Origin of the sequence: Lacinutrix algicola, assembly GCF_001418085.1 — a bacterium.
Taxonomy (GTDB): Bacteria; Bacteroidota; Bacteroidia; order Flavobacteriales; family Flavobacteriaceae; genus Lacinutrix; species Lacinutrix algicola.
In genome coordinates this window covers 1-25,101 of sequence record NZ_LIQH01000035.1, presented here as the reverse complement: position 1 = coordinate 25,101, position 25,101 = coordinate 1, and the positions used below count along the sequence as shown (strand labels likewise).

Here is a 25,101-nt window from a genome sequence, read left to right as displayed (position 1 = left end):
TTTTTTTGGCTCATTGAATAATTAAAACATCGGTTGGTAGCTCGTTTAAAATATGCTCAATATCATGTGGGAATACACGATCCCAAAAAGTCATTTTTGTAGGCGGATTCATTACTAATAAATCGGCTCTTGCTATTTGCGCATAATGCCCAATACTATAACCTTGTGTACCAAAAATAGGTTGAGATTTTATTGCAATATCTTTAGTATATTCCTCGGGAATATCTTCTATAATATGTTTAATTCTTGATCGCTCTCTATTACTTAATCTTTCTTTTACAATTTGTGTTTTTCTAAGCGATTTATCATCATCAATTTTTACATGAATTTCATTTTGTTTCACTTCTTCAACAATGGTTATTTTTTCGGCTTTTAATTTAGCACCAACGTAAAAAGCAGTTGCAATTGTTTGTTCTGTTTTTGGGTCCATTAAACCGTTAACAACAATGTGCTGGCAAGGTACACGCTCTAAAGAAGGATTTATAAGTAATAATAAAGAACACTTTGCACGACGCGTAATTTTTCGAGCAATTGAACCTATATAATAAGTAAAGAATTTTTCCTGTTTTGCGGCACCAATAATTAGTAAATCGATGTTTTTTTCTTCCGAAGCATTTAAAATAATTTCTACAGGATTTCCAGATTTAAAAAGGACTTCGTAGTTTAAATTGTCTTTTTTAAAATGATTTAAAATAATTTTTAGTGTTTTTATTTTGTCTTCAGACTCTTTTCCAACATGAATTAAAACTAATTTACAGTCAAAAAACAAGGCTAAACGCGCTGCTTCATAAAGGTTAGCTTTAAGATTTGGTGAAAAGGCAACACCTATACCTATGGTTTTAAATGGTTTTTTAGTCAATTAGAAATTATTTGGTAAAAAAGTGAAGATAGTATTTTTTGTTATAATGAAACAAGTATGTAAGATTTGAAACGTAAGATGTAATTATGATTTAATTATCTTTAACTTTATCATTTTAAAATTTAATAGAACATATGTTAGAATTAGGAGGAATTATAATATTAGGAATATTAGCACAATGGGTGGCATGGAAGTTTAAAATTCCTGCTATTTTACCATTAATTCTAATTGGTCTTTTGGTAGGACCAATAGCTGCAGAATTTTTAAGTGAAGATGGTACTAAGTGGATAGAACCAATATGGAACGGAAAAGAAGGGCTTTTTCCAGGAGAAAGTTTGTTTTACTTTGTGTCTTTAGCTATTAGTATTATTCTTTTTGAAGGTGGATTAACACTTAAAATAAGCGAAATAAAAAATGTAGGACCAGTAATTACAAAGTTAATTTCTTTAGGATCTTTAGTTACCTTTTTTGGTGCAGCTGTAGCAGCACATTATGCATTTTATTTAAGTTGGGAAATTTCATTTTTATTCTCAGGACTTATAATTGTTACCGGACCAACAGTAATTACTCCTATTTTAAGAAACATTCCATTAAAAAAAGATGTTTCTACAGTTTTAAAATGGGAAGGTATTTTAATAGACCCAATAGGCGCGTTAGTAGCCGTTTTAGTTTTCGAGTTTATTACTGTTGATGGAGGAGGAGAGTTTACAAAAACAGCTTTAATAGAGTTTGGTAAAATTGTATTGTTTGGAGCTACTTTTGGTTTCACTTTTGCTCATGCCATGAACTTTATTATTAATAAAAACTTAGTACCACATTATTTATTAAATGTATTCGCATTAGCTGCTGTTTTAGGTGTTTTTGTTTTAGCCGATACTTTTGCACATGAATCTGGATTACTTGCTGTTGTTGTTATGGGTATGGTTTTAGGTAATTCTAATGCACCTTATTTAAAAGAACTATTATACTTTAAAGAATCCTTAAGCATCTTACTAATCTCCATCTTATTTATACTCTTGGCGGCTAATATAAACATGTCGGATTTATATTTAATTTACAATTGGAATACAGTAGTATTATTTGCTGCTGTTGTTTTTATTATTCGTCCAATAGGTGTATTTTTAAGTACATATGGCTCATCATTAAAATTTAACGAAAAAATCTTTATTAGCTGGGTTGGACCTCGAGGTATTGTTGCAGCAGGTATTGCTTCTTTATTTGGATTAAAATTAGCAAAAGAAGGTGTTCCAGGAGCAGAATATATAACGCCTTTGGTGTTTATGATTGTTTTAGGAACAGTATTATTAAATGCAACTACAGCGCGATTATTTGCAAAAATGATTGGTGTGTTTTTACAAAAATCTAATGGTATATTAATAGTGGGAGCAAGTAAAGTTTCTAGACTTATTGGACATTATTTAGAGTCTAATGGTAGACATGTTGTTTTAATAGATAGTAACCCAAGTAATATTGCAAAAGCAAAAGAACTAGGGTTAGAAGCATTAAATACTAATATCTATTCTGATACTTTAATGGATAATATCGAATTAAACGATGTTGGTTATTTAATGGCATTAACAGGAAGTAACGATGTTAATAAGTATGCTATTAATAAGTTTAGCAAACAGTTTGGAGAAAATGGTTCTTTTAGATTGGTAAGTGTAGACGAAATGATAGACGATAATAACAACCCAAGAGAAGGCTTATTTTCGCACACAGACGATTTTAATACACTTAGTAATGTCACTAAAAAATACCCAAGTATTCAGGAAATAGTATTAAGAGATAAAGCGCATTACGATAGCTTAATTGAAATGTCTAATAACGATAAAGATATCATTCCTTTATTTATTAAAAATGATGAATCTGAAATACAAATAATCCCATCTAATAATAAAAACATCGAAGAAATAGGAGAAAACTTTCATCTTGTGTATTTAGGTAAACCTTTTGATGTTGAGGAGGTTGCTAATGAAGAAGCGTAACATGTTGCTTTTAGCAGGAAATATTATTTAAAAAGGTATTAGTTAATAATACCTATTATAACAATTACATATATTATAAAAATGTCCCTATTAAAATTTGATTCTATTAGACAAAAGATAATGCCAAAATTTACACAAGATATTGGTAAATCTCATTTTAATAAAAAAGTAAAGGGCAGAAAAAAAACAAAAATTAATAAGGTTTTAATCTGCCGCCCAAACCAAAGGTTGGGTAATATGTTGTTAATAACTCCTTTAATACAGGAGTTGGTAGCTACTTTTCCAGGTTGTAAAATAGACCTTATTGTTAAAGGAGGAGTTGCTAAGCCTGTTTTTCAAGAATATGAAAATGTAAACAACATTATTATATTACCAAGGAAACCGTTTAAAGAGTTGTTTAAGTATTTAAGAATTTTCTTTTCGGTTAAATTAAAAAAATACGATTTGGTAATATGTGGAGATAAAGGATCGTCTTCTGCTAGAATTCTAACCTATTTATCAAATGCTAAGTATAAGGTTTATGGAATGTTAGAAAATGAAATAAACGAAGTAAAGGCCGATTATTACCATATGGCTAAAAACAATGTTTATCATTTAAGAAATTATTTACAGCAAACTGGTCATGCAACAATTACAGATCCTATAGCTAAGTTAGATTTAAAACTTACCGAAAGCGAACTTGTAAATGGTAAAACGATTTTAGATAATTCAGTTATTGATTCTTCAAAAAAAACCATATTAATTTTCACATTTGCTACAGGAAATAAATGCTATTCTAAAGCGTGGTGGAGTACTTTTTATACTGCCTTAAAAACTAAATTTGGAGAGACTTATAATATTTTAGAAGTGCTACCTGCAGAAAATGTATCTCAAATAGATTTTAAAGCAGGTTCTTTTTATAGTAAAGATATAAGAGAAATAGCAGCAGTAATTGCAAATGCAGAACTGTTTGTTGGAGGAGATGGTGGTATTATGCATTTAGCAGCTGCAACAAAAGCAACAACTGTAGGTTTGTTTTCTGTGACACCAACACACAAATACAGGCCATACGGCAATAAAAACGATTTTATAGATACTAAAAGTGGTACTGTAGATGATTATATGTCTTTAATAGAGAGTAAATTATAGCTTAATAAATTATAATAAAACCAGTTCATCTCCTTTTTAACCCATTTCGGCATATTGTATTTCTATTAAGAGATTCATGATTATATATTTACGTCATCAATCTTAATCGAATCAATTATGAAATTAAATGTATTATTTATTTTGTCTTTCCTTTTCGGAATTACGCTGAGTTTCGCGCAAAACATAAGCGGAACTATTTTAGACAATACCAATCAGCCACAGCCTTTTGCTAATGTTCTTATTTATAAAGAAGGAAGCACTAGTCCTTTAACAGGAACCGTTAGTGATGATAACGGAAAGTACGAGTTTAAAAATCTAGAGCAAGGTAATTACAGTTTAGAAATCTCTTTATTAGGTTTTAAAACCGAAAAGAGCGACGTTTTTCAACTCGTACAAGAATCAAAAACGGTCAACTTCACTTTAAAAGAAGAAGCCCAAACGCTAGGAGAAGTTGTTATAAAAAGCAAACGACCAGTTATTAGGCAAACAGCAGAAAAGCTAATAGTAGATTTAGAAAATTCTGAAATGTTAAACTCTAATTTACAAGATGTAATGAAGCGTGTTCCGGGTGTTATTGTAACCAATAATGGAATAAGTTACGCAGGAAAAAGCAATATTAGAATTTTAATAGATGGCAAGACTACCGAGTACATGGATATGGACACTTTGCTTCGTGACATGCCAGCCGATAATATAGCAAGAGTAGAACTAGTAGAACAACCAGGAGCAGAGTTCGACGCGGAAGGCTCTGGACCAATAATAAACATTATTTTAAAAAAAAATGTAAAACTAGGTACACATGGTAATGTTGTAGGTTGGGTTGGTGAAGATGAAGGTGTTGAGTATGGAACAAGTGCTTCGATAGCGAGCTATAAAAACAAACTAAATTGGCAAACAAGTATTGGGTATTCAAGTCCTACTTGGCGAGAAGATTTGTTTATTAAAAGATCTGTTGGTAATAACACATACAATCAAGCTACAATAGATGCTTATAATCCGCAAAGTATTAGATTAGGTGGTAGCGTAGATTATTATATAAACGATAGTAACACCATAGGAATTGGTGTAAGAAGAATCACAACAAAGTCCGATAGAACCTCTCAAAGTTCAAACATAATTACTAGTGAAACTGCAACAGACTATTTACTATCTCAAAACACTTACGATAGAGACCAAATTGTTTTTAATGTAAATCCATATTATGAGTATAAAACAGACGCTCATAAATTTAACATGGACTTTAATTTTGTAGATTATTCTAACACTAATAAAAACACTATTTCTTCAGTTTTAGGAAGTACTATTCCATATACAAATCAACGTTATTTGCAAGATGGAGAATATCAAATAAAAACTTATAAAGCAGATTATTCAAGACTATTTTCTGAAGATTTTAAACTAAGTTTTGGTAGTAAATTTTCAAATGTAAATACAGATAGTGATTTAATGTCTTTTACCGAAAACAATAATGGAAATTTTGATTTTAACTCAAATGCAAGTAATCGGTTTTTAGTAGATGAAACTGTTTTTGCACTCTACTCTAAATTAAATTTAACCAAAGGAAAGTGGTCTTTTTCTGGAGGATTACGTTTTGAAGATAGTAATACTCAAGGCACATCAAGCAGTAATAACGAAACACGAGAACGTAAAATTTATAAACTATTTCCAAGTGCTTCCTTGAGTAGAAAAATAAACGAAAACTTAAGCGGAAGTATTGCGTATAGTTATAGAATTCGCCGTCCAAATTATAACACTTTAAATTCATTTGTAACCTATTACGATCCCTTATCGTCCGACGTTGGAAACCAAAATTTAAGACCAGCTTTTACTAATAATTATCAGTTTAATTTAACCTACGATGGGCAACCTTTTTTTACGGTTGGTTATAGCGAAACAGAAGATGCTATGTTTCAGTTTATATCGCAAAATAATGATACAGCCGAAATAAGTAGAACAACCATTAATTTATCGGACAGTAAAAACTGGAATTTTAGATTATTTGGACCTTTAAGTTTTATTAAAGGAGTAGAAGGTTATACAGGTTTTATTGTAAATTATAATAAGTTCGAGTCTAACCCAAACAATTTAAAATTAGACAAATGGAGTTTAATGTGGTTTTCTCAAGCGAGTTATGAGTTGCCATGGGAAATTAGTGCAGAACTTAGTGCAAACTATGGCACAGGAGCTTTAGAAGGTGGTATAGATACAGACTGGTTTGCAGGACTAGATTTTTCTTTTGGAAAAAAGTTTTTAGACGAAAGGCTTAAACTAAACTTAGGCTTCAATAAAATGCTAAATAGAGGTTTTATAGGTGAAATAAACTATAATAACTTGCAAGCAGATGTGGAAAGCAACCAATCAAGACAAAATATTCAGCTAAGAGCAACGTATAGTTTTGGTTCTAAATATGGAAAAAAGAAGAACAGAAGTAATGCTTCTAAAGATGAAGAAAATAGAATTGATGATAATAATTAATACATTCGTTTTAGAATGAATACAAAACTAAAAAAATCCGATTATATATTATTAGCCATCTTTTTTGTGATTTCCATCACAATGCAAGCGTTAGATTATTACGATCGTCATGCGTTAATAAGAGAATATTGGGTCGATTTCCCTTTAGATGTAGTAATGATTCTTGCATTAATTTCAATATTCATGTATTGGCTAATACCTAAATATATTATAGAGCAAAAAAAGTATTTCAATTTTATATTTTTTAGTCTTATAGCCATGATTGTTATTGGAGGTATAGATAAAGTTGTTGGTTACTGGTCTGGAGATAATGATTGGAGTCGATTCCCTTCAACCTTTTGGTTTATTATTGAATCTATATCCATAAGCGCAAACCAAATGGGATTGCCTTTTGGGTTACTTTTAACCAAGAAATTTTACGAAAGCCAAACACAGCTTCTTACTGTAGAAAAACAACAAAAAGAAAACGAACTCAAATTATTACGCTCTCAAATAGACCCTCATTTTTTATTTAATAATTTAAACACGTTAGATTCTTTAATAGATAGTGATTCAGAAAAAGCAAAAGAATATATTAACAGGCTATCGTTAATTTATCGCTATTTAATAAAGACCAAAGATGCTGAGGTTATGGAGTTGTCTGAAGAAATTGAGTTGGCAGAAAATTACATGTTTTTAATTAAAACACGTTTTGGAAACGATTACGATTTTAAAATTGAAAGAGACACAGACATTACAGATAGGTTTATTCCAACAGGAGCAATTCAAGCCTTATTAGAGAACGTTGTAAAACACAATAAGCCGCAAAACAACAAAGCAATAGCAACAACTATTTTAGTTGAAGAAAACACGCTTAAAGTAACAAATACAAAATCTAGAATCTTATCTAAAGACGAATCGTTTGGAACAGGTTTAGAAAACTTAAAAGCACGATATAAATTATTATCAGATAAAGAAGTAATAATTATAAATACAGATAAAGAATTTGTTATTTCAATTCCAATTATTAAATTAATTGACGAAAATTAGAACAATGAAAATTTTAATTCTAGAAGACGAAATACCAGCATATCAAAAATTAGTTTCTTTTGTAAACGAGTATTTTAATGAGCATATTCCTCACGATTGGGCAAGATCTAATGCAGAAGGAAAAGCATTTCTTGTAAACAATAAGTACGACTTTATTTTGTCGGATATTCAATTGTTAGATGGCGTCTCGTTCGACTTGTTTAATGAAATTGATATCGATTCTCCAATTATTTTCTGTTCTGCTCACGACGACTATTTGTTTCAAGCATTTAACACAAATGGTATTGCATATATATTAAAACCGTATACGCAAACAGATTTTAAAAAGGCTATAGAAAAATACCAGTCTTTATTTAAACAAGGCGATTATAATTCACTTTCTAGCGAAACAATTACAGAACTTAAAGTTGCTTTAAAAGAAGAATCTAATAACTACAAAAAGCGTTTCGTAATTAAAAAAGCAAAAGGAATTCAACTCTTAAATGTTTCAGAAATTAGTATAATTGAAGCTTCAGGAGATTTTTGTATTGCTACAGATTTTAAAGGAAAACGGCACATTATTTCTCAAAATTTAGGGTCAATTATTCAACAATTAAATCCAACTAAATTTTTTAAAATAAACCGAAGCGAAATTCTAAGCATAGATTACATCGAAAATTTAGAAAGTCATTTTAAAAACAGATTACTAATTAAAGTAAAAGGCTTAAAAGATAAAGTAATGACCAGTTCTTCTACAACAGCAGAGTTTAGAAAATGGTTAGAGCAATAAAACAAAAAACCTTCAGCGTAAACTGAAGGTTTTTTTATATCTAAAATTCGAATTGTTAATAATAGAATTAATCATTCAACTTTAAAACAGCCATAAATGCTTGTTGAGGTATTTCTACATTACCAACTTGGCGCATACGTTTTTTACCTTTTTTCTGCTTTTCTAGTAACTTACGTTTACGCGAAATATCTCCACCATAACATTTTGCAGTTACATCTTTACGTAAGGCTTTTACAGTTTCTCTAGCAATAATTTTTGCTCCAATTGCTGCTTGAATAGGAATATCGAATTGCTGACGTGGAATTAATTCCTTCAACTTTTCAGTCATTTTCTTACCAATATTATGTGCATTATCTGCGTGAATTAAAGCAGAAAGTGCATCTACAGGTTGAGCATTTAATAAAACGTCTAAACGAACTAGTTTCGATGTTTTCATACCTATTGGATGGTAATCGAAAGAAGCATAACCTTTAGAAACCGTTTTTAGTCTATCGTAGAAATCGAAAACAATTTCTGCTAAAGGCATTTCAAAAGTAAGCTCAACACGCACAGGTGTTAAATACGTTTGATTTGTAATCATACCACGTTTCTCAATACATAAGCTCATTACGTTACCAACAAAATCGGCTTTTGTAATTATTGTAGCTTTAATAAAAGGTTCTTCAACCCTATTAATCATTGTTGGTTCTGGTAAATCACTTGGGTTATTTACAATAAATGGCTCATCAGGATTTTTATTGGTATAAGCGTAGTACGATACGTTTGGTACAGTAGTAATTACCGTCATGTCAAACTCACGTTCTAAACGCTCTTGTATAATTTCCATGTGTAACATTCCTAAGAAACCACAACGGAAACCAAAACCTAAAGCCGCAGAACTTTCTGGTTGAAATACTAAAGAAGCATCGTTTAATTGAAGCTTTTCCATAGAGTTTCTAAGCTCTTCGTAATCTTCTGTATCTACAGGATAAATACCTGCAAAAACCATTGGTTTTACATCTTCGAAGCCCTCTACAATATTAGTAGTTGGGTTAGCAAAATCTGTAATTGTATCTCCTACTTTTACCTCTTTAGCCGTTTTAATTCCGGTAATTAAATAACCAACATCACCAGTTTTTACACTCTGTTTTGCAACTTGTGTTAGTTTTAAAGTACCAACTTCGTCAGCGTTATATTCTTTGTCTGTAGCGACAAATTTAATTTTTTGTCCTTTTTTAATTTCACCGTTAAAAACTCTAAAGTAAGTTTCAATACCTCTAAAAGTATTGTAAACCGAATCGAAAATTAACGCTTGAAGTGGCGCATCTGGATCTCCTTTTGGAGCAGGAATACGTTCAATAATAGCTTTTAATATGTTTTCTACACCAAAACCAGTTTTTCCACTGGCATGAATTACTTCTTCAGGAGCACAACCTAAAAGATCTACAATATCGTCTGTAACTTCTTCTGGGTTTGCACTTGGTAAATCGATTTTATTTAAAACAGGAATAATTTCTAAATCATTCTCTAGCGCTAAATATAAATTAGAAATAGTCTGTGCCTGTATACTTTGCGCAGCATCTACAATTAATAAAGCACCTTCACAGGCAGCAATAGATCTTGATACTTCGTAAGAGAAATCTACGTGACCAGGAGTATCAATTAAGTTTAAAACATACTCTTGTCCTTCGTAAGTATATTCCATTTGGATGGCATGCGATTTAATGGTAATACCACGTTCGCGTTCCAAATCCATACTATCTAAAAGTTGCGCTTGTTGTTCACGAGCAGTTACAGAGCCTGTTGCATCGAGTAAACGATCGGCAAGTGTACTTTTTCCGTGATCAATATGTGCAATAATGCAAAAATTTCTAATGTGCTTCATAATCTTATGCTCTTACTAAAAGTAAAGAGTCTGCAAATATAAGGCATTTATTAACGATTTTTTTAGTTTTTCTTGTGAATACAGACTCCAAAAAAATACGGTTTTATCCGTAATAAAAATTAAAAAACTATTAGTATCTTGCTTTTTCGTTAAAATCACCAATGAAATATTATTTATACTCACTAATTTTTCTTTTTTCTACAGAAGTTATTGCTCAGGAATTGACCATTTCAGCTACAGTTATTGAAGAAAACACAAAGTCTATAGCATATGCTAATGTTGCAATTCTTTCCTCTAACAAATCTGAAGTAATTGATGGCTCAAACACGAATGAAGATGGAAGTTTTATTATTGAAAACCTTAGTGCTGGTGAATATGTTTTAAACATATCATTTGTTGGTTATGCATCTTATAGCAAAATTATTACACTTTCTAAAAGTATTAATTTAGGAAAAATAACTTTAAAAGAGTCTGCCGAAACATTAGAAGGTGTAACTATTATTACAAAAAAACCAACAATTAAGAAACTAGCAGATCGACTTATTTTTAATGTTGAAAATACGGCATTAACTGAAGGTAATCTTTTAGATGTTTTACGAAGTACTCCAACAGTTTTTGTTTCAGATGGAGCTATTAAAATTAAAAGAACTATACCAACAGTTTATATAAATGGCAGAAAAGTTAACTTGTCTGGTGCAGAGGTTATTCAGCTTTTAGAAAACACACCAGCCAACTCCATTAAATCTGTAGAAGCGATTACAACTCCGGGTGCAAAATACGAAGCTTCAAGTGGTACTGTTTTAAATATTATAATGGGTAAAAATTTAATAACAGGTTACAGAGGACGTGTTTTTAGTAATTACAAACAAGGTGCTTTTCCGAATTATAATACAGGTATTTCTAACTTTTACAAGACAAAAAAAATAAGCCTTTCTGCTAATTACAGCTTTTCTAAAAATAAAGTGAATCGAGATAATGATGATGAAATTAGTTTTTTAAACAATAGTAATACATTAGACCAATTGTGGACCTCTAATATTAATAGAAATACTTGGTCCGAAACGCACAACACTAGCATTAGCTTAGATTATTTTATAAACGATAACAATACATTTACTTTATCTTCAAACATATTAATAACGCCATATTTTAAGTATAGTACTAAAAACAAAACAACAATTCTTAATGAGAATGCCGTTTTATTGTCAAGTTTTAATGCTAATACATTGTCTAGAGACGATAAACATAATTTAAGTTTTGATGCAGATTATGAAAGTAAGTTTAAAAACAATAGTAAACTATCTTTAAATGCTCATTATACTTCTTTTGATTATTCTAGAGAACAAGACGTTAATAGTCAGTATTTTTTAGCAGATAATAGTCCAGATTTTGATACAGCTTTTAGAACAAATTCAGGTCAAAATATAGGAATTTTAACTTCTCAAGCAGATTATTACATCCCATATAGCGAAGATTCTTCTTTGTCTCTTGGTTTTAAAAGTTCTATAGTGGAGACTAGTAATGACTTAACACAGTTAGATATTATAGGTGGTGAACAGGTTTTAAATAATTCAAATGTTTTTGATTATAACGAAAACGTATTAGCTGCTTATGCTAGCTACGAAGATAAATTTGGTGATTTTAATTTTACTGCAGGTTTAAGAGTTGAGCAAACAGACCTAGAAGGTAAATCTTTTAATGATGTTAATAAACAAGATTATTTAGAGTGGTTTCCTACCATTGTTTTAAACCATAAAACAACTGAAACTATAAATATATATACCAAGTACAAAAGAACAATTTCAAGACCTAGCTACCAATCTTTAAATCCTTTTCATTTTTTTTTAAATGATAATACAATTGTTGTTGGTAATCCAAATTTACAACCGTCTTTTAGTAACAGATGGGATTTAGGTATTGTATTTAACGATAGACATACTTTTGAAGTTGCCCTAAAAACTACAAATGGTAATGTTAATGAGTTACCTATTCAAGACAACATAAACAATACTGTTACCCATACTCCTAAAAATATTGGAGAAACGACAGAAATAGTTTTAGCTTACGAAACCTATTTTACTCTATTTAAAAAGGCTTCTATTTATTTTACTAATGCAGTTTATAATACAACAGAGAAAACAGAGATAGAGAATAAAAACATAGAGCTTGATCAATGGAGTGTTTACTCAGATTTAGGTGTAAGTGTTAATTTTCTGAAAGATAATAGTCTATCAACATATTTGTCTTTAACTTATATCGGTAAAAACTTAGAAGGATTACAAACGGTTAAAGGACAATTTACTTCTGATCTTACAGTATCAAAAACAGTTTTTAATAAACGCGGAGCGTTGTTTTTAAATGTTGCAGATATTTTTAATAAATCTGATTTTTATATCAATACAAACTATTTAAATCAACGAAATAGAAAATTTATAAATGTAGATACGCGCTATATTAAATTAGGGTTTAGTTATAAATTTGGTAACAGTACACTTGAAACTAACGAGAAGTACATAAACCACAAAGAACGCGATAGAATAAAAACGATTGAGTAATAGAAACTAATACTTGATTTTAGTGACTTTAATTTTAAAAAAAGGTTTTTAGTAGAGTCGTTTTTGTTTTAAGCCATCATGCTACCACAAATACCTAAACTAACAAGTACATAAACAACAGCAAGTATAAAAAACACTTTTGCAGCTTTCTTATTTCTTTTAAGTAATAAGAAGCCAATAATAGCTAGTATTACAGCAGGTCCAAACATAATTGCTGCAATTAACAGAACTAAACCATCTAAATTTCCTACCTCTATTAATAATGTATTCATTTTATAAATTATTTAATATTACTATCCCATATATAATAAAACTTACTACTAGCCAGACTATAGCTAATTAATAATACTCTTTTTGTTTTTCACTATTCTTTTTAGCATCTCTACCATAATAAAGCAATACTGCAGCAGGTAAAAATAGTACTAGAATAAGAATAATCTACAACATTACATTTCGTTTCTAAGTTCTTCTAAACGTGCTTTTTTGTCGTCGCGATAAAATAAATTCATGGTTTCAAAAGGTATAATTTTATTGTCTTTATCTACAATATGTACACACGATTTTTTTATAGCGCGAACATCAAAATTATAAGCATCTATAAATTGCATAATTATTACACGAAAGAGGTTATCGTAACCCAAATTAGGAGCATCAATATTTGGTAGACAGCACATAATAGATTTTAAATTTTCTTCTGCTACTTCCACGGAATTTCCTGTACTAAAAAGCTCAATCATTTTATCTTGAAGCTGTTCGTCTTGCTCGTAAATAATGGTGTTTTTACTATTATCTAATAAATCTGCCGGATTAATATAACGTGTTAAAGGAAAAGTTTCATCTCCTAGTTTAAGAGCATAGCCCATAACCAAAGCATCAGGATTGCAAGGCACAGGAATAAGATCATCACTATTAAAAACAGTAGTCTGCTCCATTATCTTCCTACGCACTTCGGTAAGCGTCATTCTATCGGTTTCTGGATTAAAATTATCTAATCTCCCAGCAATTTGAGTTGGTTGTAAAGTAACACCACGACAACATTTTTGCTTTAAAGCATATTCTATAATTTTTCCAATTTCATTATCATTCAATCCTTTTTGTAGCGTAACAACCAATGTTGTAGAAAGGTTTACTGCGTTTAAGTTTGCAATCGCCTTTTCTCTTATGTGGTTTAAATCTGCTCCACGAAGTTCACGAAGCACACTGTTTTTAAAAGAATCGAATTGTAAATACACTTCAAAATCTGGAGCATAGGTTTTTAGTCTTTCCGCGAAAGCGAGATCTTTTGCAATTTTAATACCGTTAGTATTCAGCATTAAATGCCGAATAGGTAACGATTTTGCATAATCCATAATCTCCCAAAATTGCGGATGTATAGTTGGCTCACCACCAGAAATCTGAACTACATCTGGCTCTTTTTCATTCTCGACAATAGTATCTAACATGGCCTTAATTTCGTCTAGCGTTCTGTGCCTACCATAAGTTGGTGAAGAGCCAGCATAACATGTTGGGCATGTTAAATTACAACGGTCTGTAACCTCGACAACTGTTAAACAAGAATGTTGCTCGTGGTCTGGGCACAAACCACAATCGTAAGGGCAACCATAATCGGTTTTAGTATTAAATTTATAAGGTGTTTCGCTAGGCTTATTGTAGTTTCTAATGTTTTTATAATACTCAATATCGTCTGCAATTAAGACCTTACTATTACCATGTTCTTTACAACGTTTAAGCATGTAAACATTGCCGTTTTCGAAAACTATTTTGGCATCAACACGTTGTAAACACTCAGGACATAGGCTTAAAGTAAAATCGTAATAGGTATATTTTCTAACAGGCATTTTTTAGTTTTTAAGTTTTTTGGGCGTTACCTAAAGGTTAGGCTTTCCGCTATATCTTTTTTGTCGAAAAAAACAAAAAAGGATGCCGCTTCAACTGCGAAGCAATCACGAGTTCTTATTTATTAGTTTAGCGATAAATTTATAGTAATATAGCCAACAAATTACACATAATATTTGAATGCTGCTTAATCCTAAAACATAAAACACATTTGGTTTTATAAACTCAATACAAAATCGGAATCCAAAATAACTGAGCATAAAGATTTTAAACAATTCGCCATTTTTTAAAGCTATTTTTTTTGAAGGTATTTTAAAATGAAAAATAAAAGCACCAAAAACACCAATTCGTATAAAGCCGTTGGGTGTCTTAAAACACCGTCTCCTAAATCCATGCCAAATATTGAAGCTGTTACTTTTCCATAGGTAAACTCTTTTATACCTAATAGAAAACAACCAATTCTGCCAATAAAGATGCCTAGGATAATAGGGAACACAAATAAATCTCCAGAAGATTTCGTTTCTCCTATTCGTTTTTTAGCGAATTCTACACCTACTAATCCACCAAACAATCCACCCATTATGGTTTTAGTATTTAATAAATTAATAAGATTAGCTTGTGTCCATTCTACAAAAGGATTTTCTAATAAGCCTATCAATCGCGAACCAACCAAAGCACCAATAGCTGCACCTAAAATAATAGATAACCTGTTGCCTCCAGAAATAGCATCTTTAGAACGTTTACGTAAATAAACATAATATCGAAAGGCAATAAAAAACGCGAGATACTCTAAAACAAGATGAATGTTTATATGGTAGCCTAATACTATAGGTTCGAATGGAATTTGCAATGCTAATTTTTTATAAATATAACAGAATTTCTGTTTAGGGCTATAAGATTTTTAAAACCTAAGTAAGCCATACAATACATTAATAGAAAAAGATGTAATTTTGCAACAAAACAGAATACTTTGGTTAAAATAGACAACATAGAACTTCCGGATTTCCCATTGCTTTTAGCACCAATGGAAGATGTTAGTGATCCTCCTTTTCGTGCTTTATGTAAAGAACAAGGTGCAGATGTTGTGTATACCGAGTTTGTAAGTAGTGAGGGCTTAATTCGTAATGCGGCAAAAAGCGTTATGAAATTAGATATTTATGAGAAAGAAAGACCTGTTGGTATTCAAATTTTTGGAGCTAACATGGAGAGTATGTTGGAAACCATCGATATAGTTACGGCTTCTAAGCCAGATATTATCGATATTAATTTTGGTTGTCCAGTAAAAAAGGTAGTAAGTAAAGGTGCAGGAGCAGGTATTTTAAAAGACATCTGTTTAATGGAACAACTAACTGCCGAAATGGTAAAACGTACCAATATTCCAATTACAGTAAAAACACGTTTAGGTTGGGATGACGATTCTATTAGAATTGTTGAGGTTGCCGAAAGACTGCAAGATGTAGGCTGTAAAGCTATTGCAATTCATGGAAGAACTAGAGCGCAAATGTATAAGGGTAGTGCAAATTGGAAGCCAATTGCAGAGGTTAAAAACAATCCGCGAATGCACATTCCTGTATTTGGAAACGGAGACGTAACCACGCCTGAACTCGCTATGAAAATGCGAGATGAATATGGTTTAGATGGCTGCATGATTGGTCGTGCAACAATTGGTAATCCTTGGTTTTTTAAGCAAGTAAAACACTTTTTTGAAACAGGAGAACATTACAGACCAATTACTATGCAAGAGCGCGTAGAAGCTGCTCGTAGGCACTTACAAATGTCTATAGATTGGAAAGGAGAAATACTTGGTGTTTTTGAAACAAGAAGGCATTACACTAACTACTTTAAAGGTATTCCACATTTTAAAGAACATAGAATGAAAATGGTAACAAGTGATGCATCTGTAGATGTATTTGCAGCTTTTGATGAGGTACTTGAGAAATTTGGAGATTTTCAGTTTACAGAATAATCCATAAAAAACAACAACTATAATATATTTAAAACCTCCATTCTTTAATTAAAGAATGGAGGTTTTATTTTTAGATTAGATTAAGAGAGTCTTCAAGCTTTCTAAAATAATTTATCCCGTTTTCACCATATCTTTTGTAATTCTATTCGAGGCAATTTTTGAGGCTATTATACCTAAAATTGTAATGGTTATAAATACAAGAAGCATGTTTTCAAACTTAATAGCAAGCGGATAAGGTAAATTAGGAGTAATGTAAACTCTTAGAAATTCAGGTCCGTATATTTGGTTTAAAGAAATCAGGTAGCCAATAAATAAACCTAGTAAAGAGCCTATAATGGTCATTGCTGCTCCTTGAATAAAGAAAATACGTCTTATATCTTTTAGTGTTGCACCAATACTGTATAGTGTAGTCAAGGTCCTTTTTTTATCTAAAATCATCATAATTAAAGATCCAATTACATTAAAGATTAAAATAATAGAGACTAGCGTTAATAACAGGTAAACCATAAGGTTTTCTGTATTTAGCATTTTGTTTAATGCATCGTTTAATTGTTGCGTGTTTTTTAATGTAATATTGTCTCCTAAAATGGCTTGAATTTGAGCTTTTACTTCATCTTCATCTGCGCCTTCTTTTAGTTTAAATTCAATATTTGTAATTTGGTTGTCTTTAAAACTAAGTAATTCTTGTGCTACTTCTATTGCTGCAAAAATATAGTTGTCGTCTAGTTTTTCGTTCACAGTAAAAACACCAACATTTACTGTTTCTACTTTATTAAAAGCCTGTTCTAGAGAGGTTATTTGTCCTTTTCCTGGCTTTGGTACCAATAGGGTAATTCGTTTTCCGTAATCTAATAAGCCAATGTTCAAACTGTTAGATACACCGTACCCAACAACTATTTGGCTTGTTTTGTTGGTTAGCCAACTGCCTTGCCAGAGAATAGAGTCTACTTTATTTACCTGTGTATAATTAGAATCTACGCCTTTAATAAATAAAGGTTGTTTTTTATCATCGAAAGATCCAATAATGCGCTCTTCTACAATTTTAGAATAACTTGCAATACCAGCAATTTTCCTCAGTTTAGCTTCGCTATTTGGTTCTAGTATAAAAGATTTACCTAAAGTGGTTTCGGCTTTTAAATCGGGATCTATTATTGTTGTGTATTGTAGAGTAAACTCACGAAGACCAGCAAAACCGGAAAGCACAACAAATAAAGATGCCGAACCTAAAATAATACCAACAATGGCAATGTAGGTTATAAAATTAATCGCATTATTCGAGCTTTTAGAGCGTAAATAACGCTTTGCGATGTAAGTAGAAAAGCTCAAAGAGTTTACGATTTTTTACGTTTCCCTAAAAGGTCTGGATCTTTTAATGGGTCGTCTTTTCCTTTTAAAGATTGTTCGATTTTATCGATGTGTTCTAGAGAATCGTCCACAAAAAAGTAAAGTTGTGGCATTCTACGTAGTTGATTTCTTGTGCGTTGTGCTAATTCATGACGAATAAACGGCTGATTAGATTTAATACCTTCTACCAATTCTTTCGCTTTGTTATTTGGGAAAATGCTTAAATACACTTTCGCTACCGATAAATCTACGGTTACACTAACCTTAGAAACCGAAATAATAACACCGCGCATACCGCCTTGTGTGGCAGCTGTTTGTAGTATATCTACTAGATCGCGTTGTAAAACCGATCCTATTTTTTTTTGTCTTTGACTTTCTTCTGTTTTCATCTATTGTATTACTCCCAATACTTTAGTATTAAAGATTGGACTGCAAAAATACGCTTTTTAAATATTATAGTATTTTTGAAATCAAAAATTATACCTTATTATTAAGGTGTTAATATAAAAATAAAATTTTCGCTTTCGCGGAAATAATAAAACAGTGTATAAAATGAATAAAATAGAACATATAGGAATCGCCGTAAAAAACTTAAAAAATTCGAACGATTTATTCGCTAAACTATTTGGCGAACCTTATTATAAAACCGAAGAAGTAGAAACAGAAGGTGTAAATACTTCGTTTTTTCAAGTTGGAGAAAATAAAATTGAATTACTTGAAGCAACTAAGGAAGATAGTCCAATTGCTAAATTTATAGAAAAAAAAGGAGAAGGAATACATCATATTGCTTTTGATGTCGACGATATTGTATCTGAAATTAAGAGACTTAAGTCCGAAGGATTTATTATTTTAAACGAAACACCCAAAAAAGGAGCAGACAATAAATTGGTTGCTTTTTTACATCCAAAATCATCAAATGGAGTTTTAATTGAACTTTGTCAAGAAATAAAGAAATAAATGTTGCGGAGTTTTAAAAATAATATTAGATTTGCACACCGATTTTGGTCCCATAGCTCAGTTGGTTAGAGCACCTGACTCATAATCAGGTGGTCCTTGGTTCGAGCCCAAGTGGGACCACATAAAATTGTAAAGCCTTTCATTTATTTGAAAGGCTTTTTTGTTTTAGAACATTATCGTTAATCAGTAAAAGAATATTACTCTACTTTTAATATTAAAGGGCAATTACTAGAATATTTTTATTATTTGTTATGACATAAAATAATGTTCGAGTTTTTTTTTGATTATAAGTTAATCGAATTATAATTTTATAAAACTATTTATTAGTGTTGTTTCTTACTGTTTGTCGGCAAAAAACAGCTCTTAATGGATTTTTTTTATCAAATTAATAGTTTAAAGTTTTATTACGATAGTTTTTTTTATACATTTACGGTCTGAATTATGATACAAAATAAAAAACCTTTTGCCTCAATCTTATTTGTATTAATAAGTTTTGTATGCTCCGCACAGACGCAGAATCCACCACCGCCTCCAGCAGGACCATCAGGACCTGTAGGACTTCCTGTAGATGGAGGTTTAATTATATTATTTGCCGCAGGTCTTTTATATGGTATTTATAAAGTATATAGTAATAGAAAAAAGGTGCTTTAACTATTTAATGCGTTTAATCTTGAAACGTATTTACCAATCACATCAAACTCTAAATTCACTACAGAACCTATTTTAAAGGCTTTAAAATTAGTATGCTCATGAGTATAAGGGATTATAGCTACACTAAATTCGTTTCTTTTAGAGTTTACAACAGTTAAGCTTACGCCATTTACTGTTACCGAACCTTTTTCAATAGTAATATTATTAAGAGAAGAGTCGTATTTAAATGTATACAACCAACTTCCTTGAGTTTCTTTAATATTTATACATTCTGCAGTTTGATCAACATGGCCCTGTACAATATGTCCGTCAAGTCTGTCACCAAGTTTCATGGCGCGTTCTAAATTTACAATAGCCGCAACTTGTAAGTTTCTAATATTAGTTTTATCTAGTGTCTCTTTAATAGCTGTTACTGTATAGTGCTTACCATCAATATTTACAACTGTTAAGCAAACACCATTATGTGCAACACTTTGGTCTATTTTTAACTCGTTTGTAAAAGAACTTTCTACTGTAATATGTAGGTTCTCTAATTCGTATTTAAGATTTGTAACACGTCCTAAGGTTTCAATAATTCCTGTAAACATACTTTTAACTGTATTATTTGGTTAAATTTGCGAGTATAAAATTACGAACAATAGTTAGCATTATTAATGAAGAGAGAAGAAAAAATAATTGTAGGTATCTCTATTGGAGATTTAAATGGTATTGGTTCAGAGATTGTATTAAAGATTTTTGAAGATAATAGAATGATGGATTTTTACACTCCAGTAATCTTTGCATCTACAAAAACAATGACCTTTGTTAAAAATTATTTTAAATTAAACATTAATTTAAATGGTATCAATACAACAAAGGAGATTGTTCATGGAAAAGTAAACGTGCTTAATTGTTGGAAAGAAAACGTAAATATTAATTTTGGAAAAGAAGATCTTAAAATAGGTGAGTATGCTATAAAATCTTTAGAGGCTGCAACAAAAGCTTTAAAAGATGAAGAGATTGATGTTTTAGTTACTGCTCCTATAAATAAGAGTAATATTCAATCCGACACTTTTAAATTCCCAGGTCATACAGATTATCTTGCACAAGAACTAGAAGGAGATAGTTTAATGTTTATGGTTACAGATACTTTAAGAGTTGGACTTTTAACAGATCATGTTCCTGTAAAGGACGTGTCAAATCATATTTCTCCAGAATTAATTATAAAAAAAATAGATACAGTTTATAATTCTTTAAAAACCGATTTTAGAATAAGTAAACCAAAAATTGCTGTTTTGGGTATTAATCCACATACAGGAGATAATGGTGTTATTGGAACAGAAGACGATACTATAATGAGACCAACACTTAAAAAAATTAAGGAAAGTGGTAAATTAGTTTTTGGTCCCTATGCTGCAGATAGTTTTTTTGGAAGTGATAATTATAAAAGTTTTGATGCTATTATTGCGTCATATCACGACCAAGGTTTAATACCTTTTAAAACATTGTCGTTTGGACAAGGTGTAAATTTCACAGCTGGATTAAATAGAGTTAGAACTTCGCCAGACCATGGTACTGCTTACGAAATTGCAGGAAAAGGTATCGCTGATATAAGTTCTTTTAAAGAAGCACTTTTTACAGCAGTAAGTATTTTTAAAAACAGAAACGAATTCGAAGAGTTAAATAAAAACCCTTTAGCTATAAGTAAAAGGAAGCGTTTTGATGAAAGAAAATACGAATCAAAAAAGAAGTAAACAAAAAATTGTTAATAAGTCTGCTCAATAAATAAAAATTTGTATATTTGCAGGCTCAAAATAGATGTGATAATGAAGCCATTGAAAGAGTTTACAATTCCATTTGTAGGTTTAAAAGAAGGAAAGCATCAATTTGATTTTAATATTGAAAATAAGTTCTTTGAATATTTCGGGTATGAAGACTTTAACAGTAGTAATTTAAAAGTTGATGTTGATTTTGTTAAAAAATCAACACTTTTAGAACTACATTTTGAAGTTTCAGGAACAGTTAACGTTAATTGTGACGTTACTAACGAACCTTATGATCAATCAATTGAAAATGCTTTCGATTTGGTAGTAAAGTTTGGTGAAGAATACAATGATGAGAATATAGATATTCTTATTATTTCTCATGGAGAATACGAGATTAATATACAACAATATGTATATGAACTTATTGTATTAGCTATGCCAACAAAACGTATTCATCCTGGAATTGAAGACGGTACGTTAGATTCAGACATACTTGAAAGATTAGAAGAATTAAGTCCTAAAGAAAAGGATATAAAAGAAGACCAAGAGGAAACAGATCCTCGTTGGAATACATTAAAGAAACTATTAACGGATAAATAAAATAATAAAATGGCACATCCTAAAAGAAAAATCTCGAAAACAAGAAGAGATAAAAGAAGAACTCATTACAAAGCAACTGCGCCACAGGTTGCAACTTGCCCAACAACTGGTGAGCCACACTTATACCATAGAGCACATTGGTTCGAAGGAAAGTTATATTACAGAGGTCAAGTTTTAATTGACAACGCTGTTGCAGAAGAGAATATTGCATAATATACTATGCATGCATATAGAAAACGCTCACTTGTGGGCGTTTTTTTTGTTATATATTTTTCTTTAAGTTAAAAACAACTTAATTTGCACGTAATTAATTGAAAACTGCTATTTTTAATAAAATACCGCCTCCTTTTGATGGTTTTTAGCAATTTTCGATCAAATTAACTTAAAAATATGAGTAAAATCTCTGCGGCAATTACAGCTGTAGGCGCATATGTGCCAGAGTATAGATTAACCAATAAGATCTTAGAATCTATGGTTGATACAAACGACGAATGGATAACCTCAAGAACAGGTATCAAAGAACGTCGCATATTAAAAGGAGAAGGCAAAGGAACTTCCTATATGGCTATTAAAGCCGCTCAAGACCTTCTACAAAAATCTAAAGTAAACCCTGAAGACATAGAACTGGTAATTGTAGCTACTGCAACACCAGATATGCAAGCTGCATCTACTGCAGCATACACAGCTACGCAAATAGGAGCTGTAAACGCATTCTCTTTCGACTTAGAAGCTGCATGTTCTGGTTTTCTCTTTGGGATGTCAACAGCAGCTAGATATATTGAGTCTGGACGCTACAAAAACGTATTACTTATTGGAGCTGATAAAAATTCTTCAATGATTAATTATGAAGACAGAGCAACATGCATAATCTTTGGAGATGGAGCAGGAGCAGTTTTATTCCAACCCAATGAAGAAGGTTTAGGTTTACAAGATGAATATCTAAGAAGTGATGGGTCTGGTAGAGAATTTCTACAAGTAAAATCAAGCGGATCTTCATATCCTGTTACAGCAGAAACTATAGCTAAAAAAGAGAATTTTGTTTTTCAAGATGGAAAAACAGTATTTAAAAATGCTGTTTTTAATATGGCAGATGTATCTGAAAAAATTCTTAAAAGGAATAATTTAACAAACGATGATGTTACCTGGTTAGCAGCACATCAAGCTAATAAAAGAATTATAGATGCGACTGCAAAGCGTATTAATTTGGACAGTGAAAAAGTAATGATGAATATAGAAAAGTATGGAAATACAACTTCTGCAACATTACCATTATTAATAAACGATTACGAATCGCAATTAAAAAAAGGCGATAATATTATCTTTGCTGCCTTTGGCGGTGGATTTACTTGGGGCTCAATATATTTAAAGTGGGCTTACAACTCTTAATAAAACTAACAAAAAACACTTAATAACTCTAATATTATGGATTTAAAAGACATTCAAAACTTAATTAAGTTTGTAGCAAAATCTGGTGCAAGTGAGGTTAAATTAGAAACAGAAGACGTTAAGATTACAATAAAAACAGGATCTGAAGAGACAACAATTGTGCAACAAATGCCAATGGGTCAGATGCCACAAATGCAAATGCCAGTAGCACAGGCTCCTGCGCCTGTAGCAGCAGCTCCGGTTACACCAGCAGAAAGTGAAGATTCTAAATACATAACTGTAAAGTCTCCTATAATTGGAACATTTTATAGAAAACCATCTCCAGATAAACCATTATTTGTAGAGGTAGGACAAACTATTGCAGAAGGTGATGTACTTTGTATTATTGAAGCTATGAAATTATTTAACGAAATAGAATCTGAAGTTTCAGGTAAAGTCGTTAAAATTTTAGTGGATGATTCTTCTCCAGTTGAGTTTGATCAGCCATTATTTTTAGTAGATCCATCTTAATATAAATCCCAATTTTCAATTCGCAAACTCCCAAATAAATTGGGATTTGTTTTTTGAATATTGAAAATTACTAGTATTTATGTTTAAAAAAATATTAATTGCCAATAGAGGAGAAATAGCACTACGTGTTATTAGAACCTGTAAAGAAATGGGCATCAAAACTGTAGCAGTTTATTCTACTGCAGATGCCGAAAGTCTTCACGTAAAATTTGCAGACGAAGCGGTTTGTATTGGTCCAGCACCAAGTAGCGAATCGTATTTAAAAATGTCTAATATTATAGCAGCAGCAGAAATTACAAATGCAGACGCTATACATCCAGGTTACGGATTTTTATCAGAAAACGCTAAGTTTTCTAAAATCTGTGCAGAGCACGAAATCAAATTTATTGGAGCTTCTCCAGAAATGATTGACCGTATGGGCGATAAAGCCAATGCAAAATCAACTATGATTGAAGCTGGTGTACCTTGTGTGCCAGGAAGTGAAGGTGTTATAGAAACGTTCGAAGAATGTGTAAAAGTAGCAGTAGAAACTGGTTATCCAGTAATGCTTAAAGCATCTGCTGGTGGAGGAGGAAAAGGTATGCGTGCCGTTTGGAAACCAGAAGACCTGCAAAATGCTTGGGAATCTGCTCGAGCAGAATCTAAAGCAGCATTTGGAAACGACGATATGTATATGGAGAAACTTATTGAAGAGCCTCGTCATATCGAAATTCAAATTGTAGGTGACTCAAGAGGAACAGCTTGTCATTTATCAGAAAGAGATTGTTCTATCCAAAGACGTCACCAAAAATTAACAGAAGAAGTGCCTTCTCCATTCATGACGAATGCTTTACGTAAAAAAATGGGTGATGCAGCAGTAAAAGCAGCAGAATACATTAAGTACGAAGGAGCAGGAACAGTAGAGTTTTTAGTAGATAAGCATAGAAACTTCTACTTTATGGAGATGAATACGCGTATTCAAGTTGAGCATCCAATTACCGAACAGGTAATTGATTTCGATTTAATTCGTGAGCAAATTCTTGTAGCTGCAGGTGTTCCAATTTCTGGTAAAAATTATTTACCACAATTACATTCTATAGAATGTAGAATTAATGCAGAGGATCCTTTTAATGACTTTAGACCATCACCAGGAAAAATCACAACATTACATGCACCTGGAGGACATGGTGTGCGTTTAGATACTCATGTTTATGCAGGATATTCTATACCTCCAAATTACGATTCTATGATTGCAAAGTTGATTACAACGGCGCAAACAAGAGAAGAAGCGATCAATAAAATGAAACGTGCTTTAGATGAGTTTGTAATAGAAGGTATTAAAACAACAATACCATTCCATAGACAATTAATGGATCATCCAGATTATTTAGCTGGTAACTACACTACAAAATTTATGGAAGATTTTGTAATGGAAAAACCAATTGAAGATTAAAACAAAAAAA

Annotated in this window: 22 protein-coding genes, 1 tRNA gene and 1 pseudogene; 16 read left to right on the top strand and 8 right to left on the bottom strand. The window is 31.3% G+C overall.

What is annotated here, in order from left to right:
• Positions 1 to 10 precede the first annotated feature (10 nt).
• A complete protein-coding gene (locus ASC41_RS08235; RefSeq protein WP_055436164.1) occupies positions 11 to 859 on the bottom strand; it encodes a universal stress protein in 849 nt (282 codons plus the stop codon).
• 134 nt (positions 860 to 993) lie between these two features.
• Between ASC41_RS08235 and ASC41_RS08230 the strand changes: the two genes are divergently transcribed.
• The 5 genes from ASC41_RS08230 (at position 994) to ASC41_RS08210 (ending at position 8,245) form a co-directional block, all read left to right on the top strand.
• The gene (locus tag ASC41_RS08230) at positions 994 to 2,844 is read left to right on the top strand and encodes a cation:proton antiporter (protein ID WP_055436163.1); all 1,851 of its coding nucleotides are present in this window, start codon (positions 994 to 996) and stop codon (positions 2,842 to 2,844) included.
• Between the two features lie 120 nt (positions 2,845 to 2,964).
• Positions 2,965 to 3,972: a glycosyltransferase family 9 protein gene (locus tag ASC41_RS08225; RefSeq protein WP_241489642.1), complete on the top strand. Its 1,008-nt coding sequence runs from the start codon at positions 2,965 to 2,967 to the stop codon at positions 3,970 to 3,972.
• Between the two features lie 117 nt (positions 3,973 to 4,089).
• Positions 4,090 to 6,447 (top strand): TonB-dependent receptor, encoded by a 2,358-nt coding sequence (locus tag ASC41_RS08220; RefSeq protein ID WP_193786894.1) that lies wholly within the window; start codon positions 4,090 to 4,092, stop codon positions 6,445 to 6,447.
• A 15-nt stretch (positions 6,448 to 6,462) separates the two neighbouring features.
• Positions 6,463 to 7,476 carry a sensor histidine kinase gene (locus ASC41_RS08215; RefSeq protein ID WP_055436160.1) on the top strand — a complete coding sequence of 338 codons (1,014 nt, stop codon included), beginning with the start codon at positions 6,463 to 6,465 and terminating at the stop codon, positions 7,474 to 7,476.
• A gap of 4 nt (positions 7,477 to 7,480) precedes the next feature.
• Complete coding sequence (locus ASC41_RS08210) at positions 7,481 to 8,245, top strand: LytR/AlgR family response regulator transcription factor (protein WP_152971441.1); 765 nt, start codon at positions 7,481 to 7,483, stop codon at positions 8,243 to 8,245.
• Between the two features lie 67 nt (positions 8,246 to 8,312).
• On the opposite strand, the gene lepA is transcribed toward ASC41_RS08210, so the two are convergent.
• Positions 8,313 to 10,109 carry a translation elongation factor 4 gene (lepA, locus tag ASC41_RS08205; RefSeq protein ID WP_055436158.1) on the bottom strand — a complete coding sequence of 599 codons (1,797 nt, stop codon included), beginning with the start codon at positions 10,107 to 10,109 and terminating at the stop codon, positions 8,313 to 8,315.
• Positions 10,110 to 10,270: 161 nt separating this feature from the next.
• On the opposite strand from lepA, the gene ASC41_RS08200 reads away from it, so the two are divergent.
• A complete protein-coding gene (locus ASC41_RS08200; protein ID WP_055436157.1) occupies positions 10,271 to 12,664 on the top strand; it encodes a TonB-dependent receptor domain-containing protein in 2,394 nt (797 codons plus the stop codon).
• Positions 12,665 to 12,732: 68 nt separating this feature from the next.
• Here ASC41_RS08200 and ASC41_RS08195 read toward each other — a convergent pair whose 3' ends face one another.
• The 3 genes and pseudogenes from ASC41_RS08195 to ASC41_RS08185 form a co-directional block, all read right to left on the bottom strand.
• Positions 12,733 to 12,936 (bottom strand): hypothetical protein, encoded by a 204-nt coding sequence (locus tag ASC41_RS08195; protein ID WP_055436156.1) that lies wholly within the window; start codon positions 12,934 to 12,936, stop codon positions 12,733 to 12,735.
• A gap of 174 nt (positions 12,937 to 13,110) precedes the next feature.
• Positions 13,111 to 14,502: a radical SAM protein gene (locus tag ASC41_RS08190; RefSeq protein WP_055436155.1), complete on the bottom strand. Its 1,392-nt coding sequence runs from the start codon at positions 14,500 to 14,502 to the stop codon at positions 13,111 to 13,113.
• A 105-nt stretch (positions 14,503 to 14,607) separates the two neighbouring features.
• Positions 14,608 to 15,350: pseudogene (locus tag ASC41_RS08185) on the bottom strand (prolipoprotein diacylglyceryl transferase).
• A gap of 120 nt (positions 15,351 to 15,470) precedes the next feature.
• Between ASC41_RS08185 and dusB the strand changes: the two are divergent.
• Entirely contained in the window at positions 15,471 to 16,466 is a 996-nt protein-coding gene (gene dusB / locus ASC41_RS08180; RefSeq protein WP_055436154.1) for a tRNA dihydrouridine synthase DusB, read from the top strand.
• Positions 16,467 to 16,577: 111 nt separating this feature from the next.
• Here dusB and ASC41_RS08175 read toward each other — a convergent pair whose 3' ends face one another.
• Complete coding sequence (locus ASC41_RS08175) at positions 16,578 to 17,792, bottom strand: ABC transporter permease (protein WP_055436153.1); 1,215 nt, start codon at positions 17,790 to 17,792, stop codon at positions 16,578 to 16,580.
• A 5-nt stretch (positions 17,793 to 17,797) separates the two neighbouring features.
• Complete coding sequence (gene rbfA, locus ASC41_RS08170; RefSeq protein ID WP_055436152.1) at positions 17,798 to 18,199, bottom strand: 30S ribosome-binding factor RbfA; 402 nt, start codon at positions 18,197 to 18,199, stop codon at positions 17,798 to 17,800.
• A 163-nt stretch (positions 18,200 to 18,362) separates the two neighbouring features.
• Between rbfA and mce the strand changes: the two genes are divergently transcribed.
• The 3 genes from mce (at position 18,363) to ASC41_RS08155 (ending at position 19,418) form a co-directional block, all read left to right on the top strand.
• The gene (gene mce / locus ASC41_RS08165) at positions 18,363 to 18,767 is read left to right on the top strand and encodes a methylmalonyl-CoA epimerase (RefSeq protein ID WP_055436151.1); all 405 of its coding nucleotides are present in this window, start codon (positions 18,363 to 18,365) and stop codon (positions 18,765 to 18,767) included.
• Positions 18,768 to 18,813: 46 nt separating this feature from the next.
• Positions 18,814 to 18,887, top strand: a tRNA-Ile gene (locus tag ASC41_RS08160).
• Between the two features lie 321 nt (positions 18,888 to 19,208).
• Positions 19,209 to 19,418 carry a PID-CTERM protein-sorting domain-containing protein gene (locus ASC41_RS08155; RefSeq protein WP_055436150.1) on the top strand — a complete coding sequence of 70 codons (210 nt, stop codon included), beginning with the start codon at positions 19,209 to 19,211 and terminating at the stop codon, positions 19,416 to 19,418.
• On the opposite strand, the gene ASC41_RS08150 is transcribed toward ASC41_RS08155, so the two are convergent.
• Positions 19,415 to 20,005, bottom strand: a complete 591-nt coding sequence (locus ASC41_RS08150) for a riboflavin synthase (protein WP_055436149.1) — start codon at positions 20,003 to 20,005, stop codon at positions 19,415 to 19,417. The genes ASC41_RS08155 and ASC41_RS08150 overlap by 4 nt on opposite strands.
• Before the next feature lie 66 nt (positions 20,006 to 20,071).
• Here ASC41_RS08150 and pdxA point away from each other — a divergent pair, with 66 nt between their 5' ends.
• The 6 genes from pdxA to accC all read left to right on the top strand — a co-directional run bounded on the left by pdxA (position 20,072) and on the right by accC (position 25,091).
• On the top strand, positions 20,072 to 21,151 hold the full coding sequence (gene pdxA, locus ASC41_RS08145) for a 4-hydroxythreonine-4-phosphate dehydrogenase PdxA (RefSeq protein WP_055436148.1): 1,080 nt from the start codon (positions 20,072 to 20,074) through the stop codon (positions 21,149 to 21,151).
• A 72-nt stretch (positions 21,152 to 21,223) separates the two neighbouring features.
• Positions 21,224 to 21,763, top strand: coding sequence for a YceD family protein (locus ASC41_RS08140; RefSeq protein ID WP_055436147.1), 540 nt, complete (start codon positions 21,224 to 21,226; stop codon positions 21,761 to 21,763).
• A 9-nt stretch (positions 21,764 to 21,772) separates the two neighbouring features.
• Entirely contained in the window at positions 21,773 to 21,976 is a 204-nt protein-coding gene (rpmF, locus tag ASC41_RS08135; RefSeq protein ID WP_013869593.1) for a 50S ribosomal protein L32, read from the top strand.
• A 177-nt stretch (positions 21,977 to 22,153) separates the two neighbouring features.
• Entirely contained in the window at positions 22,154 to 23,149 is a 996-nt protein-coding gene (locus ASC41_RS08130) for a beta-ketoacyl-ACP synthase III (RefSeq protein WP_055436146.1), read from the top strand.
• Between the two features lie 36 nt (positions 23,150 to 23,185).
• Positions 23,186 to 23,659 (top strand): acetyl-CoA carboxylase biotin carboxyl carrier protein, encoded by a 474-nt coding sequence (gene accB, locus ASC41_RS08125; protein WP_055436145.1) that lies wholly within the window; start codon positions 23,186 to 23,188, stop codon positions 23,657 to 23,659.
• A 79-nt stretch (positions 23,660 to 23,738) separates the two neighbouring features.
• Positions 23,739 to 25,091 carry an acetyl-CoA carboxylase biotin carboxylase subunit gene (gene accC / locus ASC41_RS08120; protein WP_055436144.1) on the top strand — a complete coding sequence of 451 codons (1,353 nt, stop codon included), beginning with the start codon at positions 23,739 to 23,741 and terminating at the stop codon, positions 25,089 to 25,091.
• The last annotated feature ends 10 nt before the right edge of the window (positions 25,092 to 25,101 follow it).